This is a genomic window from Streptomyces sp. KLMMK (genome assembly GCF_036961605.1).
GTDB lineage: Bacteria > Actinomycetota > Actinomycetes > Streptomycetales > Streptomycetaceae > Streptomyces > Streptomyces telluris.
This window is the reverse complement of sequence record NZ_JBAMDC010000265.1, coordinates 1-9,278: the sequence shown is the minus strand read 5'-3', so window position 1 is coordinate 9,278 and position 9,278 is coordinate 1. Positions and strand designations below refer to the sequence as shown.

At 74.9% G+C, this 9,278-nt stretch carries 9 protein-coding genes and 1 pseudogene; 3 read left to right on the top strand and 7 right to left on the bottom strand.

Annotated elements, in window-relative coordinates; all coding sequences use genetic code 11:
- The coding region (locus V7793_RS27425; protein WP_336011132.1) for an alkene reductase at nucleotides 1-1,072 on the bottom strand (1,072 nt) is incomplete at its 3' end.
- Between the two features lie 13 nt (nucleotides 1,073-1,085).
- Between V7793_RS27425 and V7793_RS27420 the strand changes: the two are divergent.
- A pseudogene (locus V7793_RS27420) lies at nucleotides 1,086-1,400 on the top strand (MarR family transcriptional regulator); the annotation flags it as partial.
- A 122-nt stretch (nucleotides 1,401-1,522) separates the two neighbouring features.
- Here V7793_RS27420 and V7793_RS27415 read toward each other — a convergent pair.
- Nucleotides 1,523-2,434 carry a nitroreductase/quinone reductase family protein gene (locus tag V7793_RS27415; protein WP_336011128.1) on the bottom strand — a complete coding sequence of 304 codons (912 nt, stop codon included), beginning with the start codon at nucleotides 2,432-2,434 and terminating at the stop codon, nucleotides 1,523-1,525.
- 307 nt (nucleotides 2,435-2,741) lie between these two features.
- Here V7793_RS27415 and V7793_RS27410 point away from each other — a divergent pair, with 307 nt between their 5' ends.
- Complete coding sequence (locus tag V7793_RS27410; RefSeq protein WP_336011125.1) at nucleotides 2,742-3,065, top strand: hypothetical protein; 324 nt, start codon at nucleotides 2,742-2,744, stop codon at nucleotides 3,063-3,065.
- Between the two features lie 40 nt (nucleotides 3,066-3,105).
- Here V7793_RS27410 and V7793_RS27405 read toward each other — a convergent pair whose 3' ends face one another.
- From V7793_RS27405 to V7793_RS27385, 5 genes are all read right to left on the bottom strand, one after another.
- On the bottom strand, nucleotides 3,106-4,485 hold the full coding sequence (locus V7793_RS27405; protein ID WP_336011123.1) for an FAD-dependent oxidoreductase: 1,380 nt from the start codon (nucleotides 4,483-4,485) through the stop codon (nucleotides 3,106-3,108).
- A 70-nt stretch (nucleotides 4,486-4,555) separates the two neighbouring features.
- Entirely contained in the window at nucleotides 4,556-5,104 is a 549-nt protein-coding gene (gene pcaG / locus V7793_RS27400; protein ID WP_336011121.1) for a protocatechuate 3,4-dioxygenase subunit alpha, read from the bottom strand.
- Entirely contained in the window at nucleotides 5,104-5,835 is a 732-nt protein-coding gene (pcaH, locus tag V7793_RS27395) for a protocatechuate 3,4-dioxygenase subunit beta (RefSeq protein WP_336011117.1), read from the bottom strand. Before pcaH ends, pcaG begins: the two co-directional genes overlap by 1 nt.
- 54 nt (nucleotides 5,836-5,889) lie before the next feature.
- Entirely contained in the window at nucleotides 5,890-7,116 is a 1,227-nt protein-coding gene (locus V7793_RS27390; protein WP_336011115.1) for a 4-hydroxybenzoate 3-monooxygenase, read from the bottom strand.
- A gap of 71 nt (nucleotides 7,117-7,187) precedes the next feature.
- The gene (locus tag V7793_RS27385) at nucleotides 7,188-8,381 is read right to left on the bottom strand and encodes a thiolase family protein (protein ID WP_336011112.1); all 1,194 of its coding nucleotides are present in this window, start codon (nucleotides 8,379-8,381) and stop codon (nucleotides 7,188-7,190) included.
- Between the two features lie 187 nt (nucleotides 8,382-8,568).
- Between V7793_RS27385 and hemG the strand changes: the two genes are divergently transcribed.
- Nucleotides 8,569-9,278: protoporphyrinogen oxidase (gene hemG / locus V7793_RS27380; RefSeq protein WP_336011109.1), on the top strand; the 710-nt coding region annotated here is incomplete at its 3' end.

The following is a 9,278-nucleotide window of genomic DNA, read 5'->3' as shown; positions in this document are numbered from 1 at the left end:
GGTAGTTCAGCGCCGGGTAGTCGGTGTAGCCCTCGGCGCCCTCGCCGCCGTAGAACGTCGCGCGATCCGCGGCGTTGAACGGGCCGCCGGCCTTGAGGCGGGCGGGCAGGTCGGGGTTGGAGATGAACAGCTGCCCGTAGCTGATGATGTCGGCGGTGCCGTCCTCGACGAGCGAGAGGGCGTCCGGGCCGGTCGGGCCGTCGGTGAAGGCGTTGAGGACCAGGGCCCCGGAGAACCGCTTGCGCAGCTCCAGGGTGAGCTCGCGGATGTCGAGGCCCTCCATGATGTGCAGGTAGGCCAGGCCCAGCGGTTCGAGGGCGTCGACCAGCGCGGTGTAGGTGGCCGCGGCGTCGGGCTCCTCGATCGAGTGCAGCGGGTTCGCGGGGGAGATCCGCAGGGCGGTCCTGGCGGCCCCGATCCCGGCGACGACGGCCTTGACGGTCTCGACGGCGAAGCGGATGCGGTTCTCGACGCCGCCGCCGCCCCACTCGTCGGTGCGCCGGTTGGAGCCGGGCGCGAGGAACTGGTGGATGAGGCAGCCGTTGGCGCCGTGCAGCTCCACGCCGTCGAACCCGGCCTCGATCGCGTTGCGCGCGGCGGTGGCGTAGTCCGCGATGGTGGCGCGGACCTCCTCGCCGGTCAGCTCGCGGGGCGTGACGAAGTCCTTCATGCCCTCGGGGGTGAAGGTGCTGCCCTGGGCGGCGACCGCGGAGGGGCCGACCGGCGTCAGGCCCCCGGGCAGCAGCACCGGGTGCCCGATGCGGCCGGTGTGCATGAGCTGCGCGAAGATCCGGCCGCCCGCGGCGTGCACGGCATCGGTGACCTTGCGCCAGGCGGCGACCTGCTCGGCGCTGTGCAGGCCCGGGGTCCAGGGGTAGCCCTGGCCGACGGCGGAGGGCTGGACGCCCTCGGTGACGATCAGGCCGGCCGAGGCGCGCTGCGCGTAGTACTCGGCGGTCAGCTCGGTGGCCGTGCCGCCCTGGCCGGCGCGGCTGCGGGTCATCGGCGCCATCGCTATGCGGTTGGCGAGGCGGAGGCCGGCGAGGTCGATCGGGTCGAAAGCGGTGGTCATGGCTGTCCCCTCGATGGATCAACGGCACGTTGACCCCGCCGCCGCCCTCCCGCTGTGTCCCGGGGGCGGTGGCCAGGTCAGCCACGCCATCGCCCGCGTCGCCCGGGCCCACCGCATCACCGCCGGCAACCTGCTGCGCAGGCTCGGACTCTACGCCGGGCAGGAGCTGCTGATGATGCGGCTGTGGGAGGCCGGCCCGCAGCGCCAGGCAGAGCTGATCAAGCTGATGGGGCTCGACCCCTCGACCGTGACCCGCATGGTCCAGCGCCTGGAGCAGGCCGGCCTGGTCACCCGGGCTCCCTGCCCGGGCGACCGCCGCGCCGTCCTGGAGGGCAACCTCACGGGCTGCTGAGCGCGCGCCCCTTCCCGCACGCGCCTCTTCCCGCATGCGCCTCTCCCCGCGGCCCCTCCCGGCGCGCCTCCACCCGCATGCGCTTCTCCCCGCGTCCGCTACGGGACCGGCGGGAAGGGGACCCCGGCCAGGAGCGGCAGGAGCGTCTCCTCCTCGTAGTCGAGGTGCGCCGTCAGCTCCGCCGACATCCGCTCCAGCTCCGCGCGGAACCGCTCGGGGTCGGCGCCGGCGACGTCGGCCAGGAGGGTGCTCAGCTCCTCCTGGATGCGGGCGACCGTGCGGTGCTCGGCGCGCAGCCGGGCGAAGGCGCCGGCGAGGTGGGGGTGGTGGGCCTTCATGGCCGGGAACATGTGCCGGTCCTCGCTGACGTGGTGGAACTCCAGCGACTGGCAGAACGCGAGGCAGTGCTGGCGGATCTGCAGCCCGAGGCCCGGCGCCGGCGGCTCGCCGGGCCCCTGGTGCGCCGCCCGCGCGGCGAAGTGGGCGTCGGTCTCCTCGCGCACGTGCCGCAGCTGCGCGCGGAGCCAGACGTGCACCTCCAAGAGCTTGTCGGCGAGGGTCCTCACCGGGGCGGGGGCTACGGCCCCGGCGTCGGCCGCGGCACGCTCCAGGACCACGACCGGCAGGATGCGGGTGGTCTTCTCCTGGTACGCGCCGTATCCGGGCTCGGCATTCACCACGTGTGCGAACAGCCGGTCGCGGCGCTCCCCTTCGGCGGGCACCGCGACCGCCTCGTACTGCTCGGTGCCGATCTCCACCCGCACGACGGGGTGGGCCAGCAGGTTGTGGTACCAGTCCGGGTGCCGGGGGGCGCCGAGGTTGGACCCGACGACCATGAGCAGGCCGCCGTGGCGCACGTAGCCGAGCGGCGTGGTGCGCTCCACGCCGGACCGCGCACCGGTCGTGGTCAGCAACAGCAGGTCGCCGCCCTCGAAGGGGCCGCCGACCTTTCCGCCGCCGGCCCGGAACTCGTCGATGACGGACTGGTTGAAGGAAAACACGCTGGACATACGGGTGGGCTCTCCGAAAAGACATGCAGGACCGGCCGCGGCGATCGACCGAGCGCGGCGATCGGCGCGGGGGGTACCTGAAAGACGGGAATCCGCAGGAGGCGGAGGGAAGTGGAGGAAAATGGGGCGCACGGAGCGCCGGGGCGCGCCAACGGGCGCGCCTGCGTCAGGCTCGGCCTGAGAAGCGTGAACTCATGGGAAGACCCCTGCACAACGGGTGGTCGCCCGGCTGCCGGCCGGCCCACATCTCTTTGGCCGGCGCCACGCGCCACGCGCCCATTAGACCGACCGGGCCCGGCCCGCGTCAATGTCGAAGATCACCGACCGGGCGGACGGCCCCGGGACGACCGAGAACTACAACTGCCCGTCCGGGTACGCCTGCATCTACCCCGAGAACCAGTCGCCGCCCGTCAGCCCGTCGCACAAGTACCAGAGGTACGGGGCGCACAACCTCGTCAACCAGTACGGGATGCACTACGTCATCAACAACCAGTACGGCGGCATGGGCGCGACCGTGCGCCTGTGCACCGGCTACGGCGGCACCGGCGACTGCAGCATCACCATCACCCCGCAGGTGGGCATCCACGTGAACCTCACGCCGATCAACTCGATCGTCCTCGACCGCCCGTGAGGTGACCCGGCCGGGGCGGCGGTGAAGGGCCCGGCCCCGGTCAGCCCGCGGAGGCCACCTCCGCCGCGGCCCGTCTCGCCGCCACGAGCACCGGATCCCACACCGGCGAGAACGGCGGTGCGTACCCCAGGTCCAGGGAGGCCATCTGATCGACCGTCATGCCCGCGGTGAGGGCGACCGCCGCCACGTCGACGCGTTTCGCCGCGCCCTCGCGCCCCACGATCTGGACGCCCAGGAGGCGGCCCGTGCCGTGTTCGGCGAGCATTTTGACCGTCATGGGGCGGGCGCCGGGGTAGTAGCCGGCGCGGCTCGTCGACTCGACGGTGGCGGTCGCGTAGCGCAGGCCCTCCTCGCGCGCCTGGGACTCCAGCAGGCCGGTGCGGGCGATCTCCAGGTCGCAGACCTTGCTGACGGCCGTGCCGACCACGCCGGGGAACGTGGCGCGGCCGCCGGTCACGTTGGTGCCGATGACCTGGCCGTGCTTGTTGGCGTGGGTGCCGAGGGCGATGTGCCGGGTGCGGCCGGAGACGAGGTCGAGGACCTCGGTGCAGTCGCCGCCGGCCCAGACGTTCTCGTGCCCGCGCACTCGCATGGACCGGTCGGTCAGCAGCCCGCCGGATGCGCCCAGCGGCAGGTCCGCCGCGCGGGCCAGCGTGGTCTCGGGACGCACGCCGAGACCGAGGACGACGACGTCGGCGGGGAACTCGCCCGCGTCGGTGGCGACCGCCCGGGCCGTGCCGTCCGGGCCGGTCCGGACGGCGGTGACCTCGGTGTCCGTCACCACCTCGATGCCCATGGCGGTCATGGCGTCGCGCACGAGCTCGCCCATGTCGGGGTCCAGGGTGGCCATCGGCTGGGAGGAGCGCTCGACGACGGTCACCGCGTAACCCCGCAGGACGAGCGCCTCGGCCATCTCCACGCCGATGTACCCCGCGCCCACCACGACCGCCCGGCGGCCGGCCTCGCCGTCGTCGAGGGCGGCGACGAGCGCCCGGCCGTCGTCCAGGGTCTGCACCCCGTGCACGCCCGGCGCGTCGATGCCCTCCAGGGGCGGGCGCACCGGGCGGGCGCCGGTGGCGAGGACGAGGTGGTCGAAGCCGTGCCAGCGCTCGTCGCCCGACTCCAGGTCGCGGGCGAGGACGCGCTGCTTCTCCAGGTCGAGCCCGGTCACCTCGGTGCGCATCCGGACGTCGATGCCGCGGTCGCGGTGCTCCTGCGGCGTGCGGGCGATCAGTGCGTCCGGGCCGTCGACGACGCCGCCGGCCCAGTACGGGATGCCGCACGCGGAGTAGGACGTGAACCGGCCGCGCTCGAACGCGGTGATCTCCAGCTCGCCGGGCCCGCGGCGCCTGCGCGCCCGGGACGCGGCGGACATGCCCGCCGCGTCGCCTCCGACGACCATGATTCGCTGCACGGCCATGCGCCGCTCCTTTCCGCCTTCGTCCCGGGTCCTCAGTCTCAGCCCTTGTTCCGGGCTTCGTCGTTCAGGCTCAGTCGTTCCCGTACCGGTCCGCCCCGTAGTCCAGGAACACCGTCTCGTCCTCCCCCTGCAGCTTCACATCGAAGCGGTACGTGTTCCGCTGCCCGGGCTCCGGGCGCGCCAGCAGCGTCGCCCGCCGTTCCGGCGGCAGCGCGGACAGCAGCGGGTCCCCGGGCGGCTCGGCGACGTACACCCGGGTGAACAGGTGGTGGTCGAGCCCGCGCGCCAGGACGCACAGGGCGAGGTACGGCATGCCGCCCGGCAGCAGGGTGTGCAGCGCGTAGTGACCGTCCCGGCAGGTGGGGACGCGGGCGAAGCCGGTGAACGCCCTGCCGTCGCGGCGCAGGCTGCCCGGCGCCCCGGCGAGCGAGCCGTCCGGGGCCGCCTGCCAGAACTCCAGCAGGGCGTCGGGCACGGGCGTGCCCTCGCCGTCGTAGACGTGGCCGTGCAGGGTCACGGCCCCCGGGTGTCCCGGGGGTGCGAGGTCGCCGCCGCCGGGGAAGGGCAGCGCGGTGCCGTAGTAGGGGCCGACGGTCTGGGAGGGCGTCGGGGGCAGCATCAGCGGCCCTCCTCGGCCCAGGTGGCGGACGGGCCGTCCAGGACGATGTCCCAGCGGTAGCCGAGCGACCGGCCGGGCTCGCCCACCGCCGGGTCGAAGGCGCAGACCAGCCGGGAGCGTGCGGCCGCGTCCCTGACGGTGCGCCGGATGATGTCGGCCGGCAGGAGCGGGTCGCCGGGGAAGTACATCTGGGTCACCAGGCGCTGGGTGAACGCCGTGCCGAAGAGGGAGAAGTGCAGGTGCGAGGCGCGCCAGTGCTCCTGCGGGCCGCCCAGCGGGTAGGCGCCGGGCCGGACGGTGACGAAGCGGTAGCGGCCGTCGTCGTCGGTGAGGCAGCGGCCCGCGCCGGTGAAGTTGGGGTCGAGCGGGGCGGGGTGGCGGTCGAGCGGGTGGGCGTAGCGGCCCGCGGCGTTGGCCTGCCACACCTCCACGAGCTGGCCGCGCACCGGCCGCCCGCGGCGGTCCGTGACCCGCCCGCCGACGGTGATGCGCTCGCCGATCGGCTCGCCGCGGTGCTGCCGGGTGAGGTCGTGGTCGAGGGGGCCGACGTCGGCCGCTCCGAAGACCGGGCCGGTCAGCTCGACGGTGTCCGGCGGGGGCCGCAGCGGCACGGGCACGCGGACGGCCGGCCTGAGGGGCGGACGGAGGGCGGCGGCGCGTGCGGCGGCGGAGAGGGTGTCGTCGGGGTCCGTACGGCGTATCCGTTCCTGTGCGGGTTCAGAGAGGGCCATGGGATCGATCTACCCCGCGCCGCCCGCGGTGATCCCGGCCGGCCCGCCGCCGGGTCAGATCAGCGGGGCGCCCGCATAGTTCTCGGCCAGTTCCGCGGCGGCCGCCGTGGGCCCGGTGAGCCGGCGCAGCCGGGTGAGCTGCATGGCGCGGTCGTAGGCGTCGGCGCCCGGCGGGGTGTGCAGCAGCGTCGTCATCTCGTGCGAGAAGGCCTGGGCCTGCCACACCCGGCGCAGACAGTTGTCCGAATACCGGTCGATGAGGGAGGTCGAGCCGCTGCGGTGCCAGTGGGTGAACGCCCGGGCCATCGTGACGACGTCCCCGAAGGCCAGGTTGAGGCCCTTGGCGGCGCTCGGCGGCACGATGTGCGCCGCGTCCCCGGCGAGCAGCAGCCGCCCGTGGCGCATGGGTTCGATGACCTGGCTGCGCAGGCCGCTCACGGACTTGGTGAGGACGGGGCCGCGCCGCAGCCGCCAGCTGCCCGCGGCCAGCCGGACGTCGAGCTCGTCCCAGATGCGGTCGTCCGGCCAGTCGCCCGGGGAGGTGCCGTTGGGCACCTGGATATAGAGGCGGGAGAGGGCGGGGGTGCGCATGCTGTGCAGCGCGAAGCCCCGCTCGTGGCCGGCGAGCAGCAGCTCGTCGCTGGAGGGCGCGACGTCCGCGAGGATGCCGAGCCAGGAGTACGGGTACGTGCGCGTGTGCAGCCGGACCGCGCCCGGGGGCAGGGAGCGCCGGGAGGCCCCGTACGAGCCGTCGCAGCCGGCCACGTACTCGCACTCCAGCGTCCGCTCCGGACCGCCCGGGCCACCCGGACCGCCTGCCCCGTCCGCCCTGCCTGCCCCGCCCGGCTCCTGCGTGACGAAGCGGATCAGCGGCTGCTCCCCGTCGGTCTTCTCCACGGCCACCACCCGCGCGCCGAACAGCAGCGGCGGGCCGTCCGCCAGCTGAAGGGCGATCAGGTCCTTGACGACCTCGGTCTGCGGGTAGAGCGTCACGGTCCGGCCGCCGGTCAGGGAGGGCAGGTCCACCCGGTGCGCCTCGCCTTCGAAGCGCAGCTCGAAGCCGCGGTGGACCAGGCCCTCGCGGTCCAGCCGGTCGCCCGCGCCGCACTCCCGCAGGACGTCCGCCGCGCCCTGCTCCAGCATCCCGGCGCGCTGGCGCCGCTCCACGTACGCCCGGTCGCGGGCCTCCAGGACGACGCAGTCCACTCCGGCCCGGTGCAGCAGCCGGGCGAGCAGCAGGCCGGCGGGACCGGCTCCGATGATGGCGACGGTGGTACGCATGGGCGGGCAACCTCCCCGGAGAGCGAGCGCCGTACGGACCCCGGCGTGCGCGCTCCTGCGGGCCGGCGGCCTCAGCGTTCGAGGACCAGCGCCTGCCCCTGCCCGACGCCGATGCACAGCGCGGCCAGCCCCGTGCCCGAGCCCGCCGCGGCGAGCTGATGGGCCACGGCCCCCGCGAGGCGCGCACCGGAGCATCCGAGCGGGTGGCCGATGGCGATCGCGCCGCCGCGGGGGTTGACGATCCCGGGGTCGAGGTCCGGCCACTCCGCGAAGCATCCCAGGACCTGGGCCGCATAGGCCTCGTTGAGCTCGAAATATGTCACGTCCGCCAGCGAGCGCCCGGCCTTGGCGAGGGCCCGCCGCACGGCCTCCACCGGCCCGAGCCCGTAGAGGTCCGGCTCCAGCGCGGTGACGGCCGAGGCCCGTACGCGCGCGAGCGGCTCGCGGCCCGTGCGCCGCAGCCCCTCCTCGTCGCACAGCAGCACCGCCGCCGCGCCGTCGTTGAGCGGCGAGGCGTTGCCGGCGGTGACGGTGCCGCCGTCCTTGCGGAAGGCCGGCTTCAGGCGGGCGAGGGCCTCCATGGAGGTGTTGTCGCGGATGGTCTCGTCGCGGGGGAGCTCCACGCCCGGCACCGGGACGACCTCCGCGGCGTAGGCGCCCTCCGCCCAGGCCCGCGCGGCCTTGCGGTGGCTGGCGAGCGCGTAGGCGTCCTGCTGCTCGCGGGTGATGCCGTACTTGTCGGCGATCAGCTCGGCGCCCTCGCCCAGCGACGTCGTCCACCGCTCGGGCATGGCCGGGTTGGTCATCCGCCAGCCCAGCGTGGTCGAGTACAGCTCCTGGTGGGCCGCGGGGAAGGCCCGCTCGGGCTTCGGCATGACGTAGGGCGCGCGGGTCATGGACTCCACGCCGCCCGCCACCACGACCGAGGCGTCGCCGAGCGCGATCGCACGGTAGGCGTGGACGACGGCCTCCAGGCCCGAGGCGCACAGCCGGTTGACCGTCAGGCCCGGCACCGTCACCGGCAGGCCGGACAGCAGGACGGCCATCCGGGCCACGTTGCGGTTCTCCTCGCCGGCGCCGTTGGCGTTGCCGAAGACCACGTCGTCGATCAGGGCGGGGTCGAGGGCGGGGCTGCGGCCGACGACGGAGCGCACCACGTGCGCCGCAAGGTCGTCGGGCCGGACGGAGGCGAGGGCGCCGCCGTACTTGCCGACCGGGGTGCGCACGGCGTCGACGACGTACACGTCCCGGATGCGGTCGTTCATGGCTGCTCCTCCCGCGGCGCCCCACCACCGGGGTCCGCCCTGTGAACTGGTGTTCATGGTCGGCCGCAGCCGAGTCTTCGGGCTGCGGCAGTCCGCTGTCAATGGGTAACCGCCCGACCGTTCGGACGGGAGCCTTGTGCACGGCCCGGCCGCCGGTCCGAGCAGAGCCGTTTGAGAGAGTGGTGCCATGAGCGCAGCGGACATTTCGGCGGACCGTTCACGGCGGCACGCGGCCGTCGTCGGCGGGGGGATCTCGGGGCTCGCAGCGGCCCTGCGGCTGGCACGGGCGGGCGTCCGCGTCACGCTGCTGGAGAGCGAGGGCCGCGTCGGCGGCAAGCTGCACGCCGGCGAGATCGCGGGCATGCCCGTGGACCTCGGCGCCGAATCCGTGCTGGCCCGCCGCCCCGAAGCCGTGGAGCTCGCCCGCGCCGCCGGCCTCGGCGACCAGCTGCAGCCGCCCGCCGCCACCGCGATGCTGTGGACCCGCGGCGAGCTGCGCCCCCTGCCCACCGGGCACACCATGGGCGTCCCCGGCGACCTCGCCCCGCTGGCCGCCGCCGGCATCCTCTCCGCCGACGGGCTCGCCCGCGTCGCCCGGGACGCCGAGCTGCCGCACAGCGACCCCGGCGAGGACGTCGCCATCGGCGCCTACATCGCCGAACGCATGGGCCGCGAGGTCGTCGACCGGCTGGTCGAGCCGCTCCTGGGCGGCGTCTACGCGGGCGACGCCTACCGCATCTCGATGCGGGCGGCCGTACCGCCGCTCTTCGAGGCCGCCCGCACCCACCGCTCGCTCGGCGAGGGCGTGCGGGAGCTGCAGGAGCGCGCCGCCGCCCGGCAGCAGACCGGGCCGGTCTTCATGGGCATCGAGGGCGGCATCGGCCGGCTGCCGCTCGC

Coding starts and splice junctions, on each gene's coding strand:
- V7793_RS27415 (WP_336011128.1), bottom strand. CDS start 2,434: ATGTCCAGCGTGTTTTCCTTCAACCAGTCCGTCATCGACGAGTTCCGG.
- V7793_RS27410 (WP_336011125.1), top strand. CDS start 2,742: ATGTCGAAGATCACCGACCGGGCGGACGGCCCCGGGACGACCGAGAAC.
- V7793_RS27405 (WP_336011123.1), bottom strand. CDS start 4,485: ATGGCCGTGCAGCGAATCATGGTCGTCGGAGGCGACGCGGCGGGCATG.
- V7793_RS27390 (WP_336011115.1), bottom strand. CDS start 7,116: ATGCGTACCACCGTCGCCATCATCGGAGCCGGTCCCGCCGGCCTGCTG.
- V7793_RS27385 (WP_336011112.1), bottom strand. CDS start 8,381: ATGAACGACCGCATCCGGGACGTGTACGTCGTCGACGCCGTGCGCACC.
- pcaG (WP_336011121.1), bottom strand. CDS start 5,104: ATGCTGCCCCCGACGCCCTCCCAGACCGTCGGCCCCTACTACGGCACC.
- pcaH (WP_336011117.1), bottom strand. CDS start 5,835: ATGGCCCTCTCTGAACCCGCACAGGAACGGATACGCCGTACGGACCCC.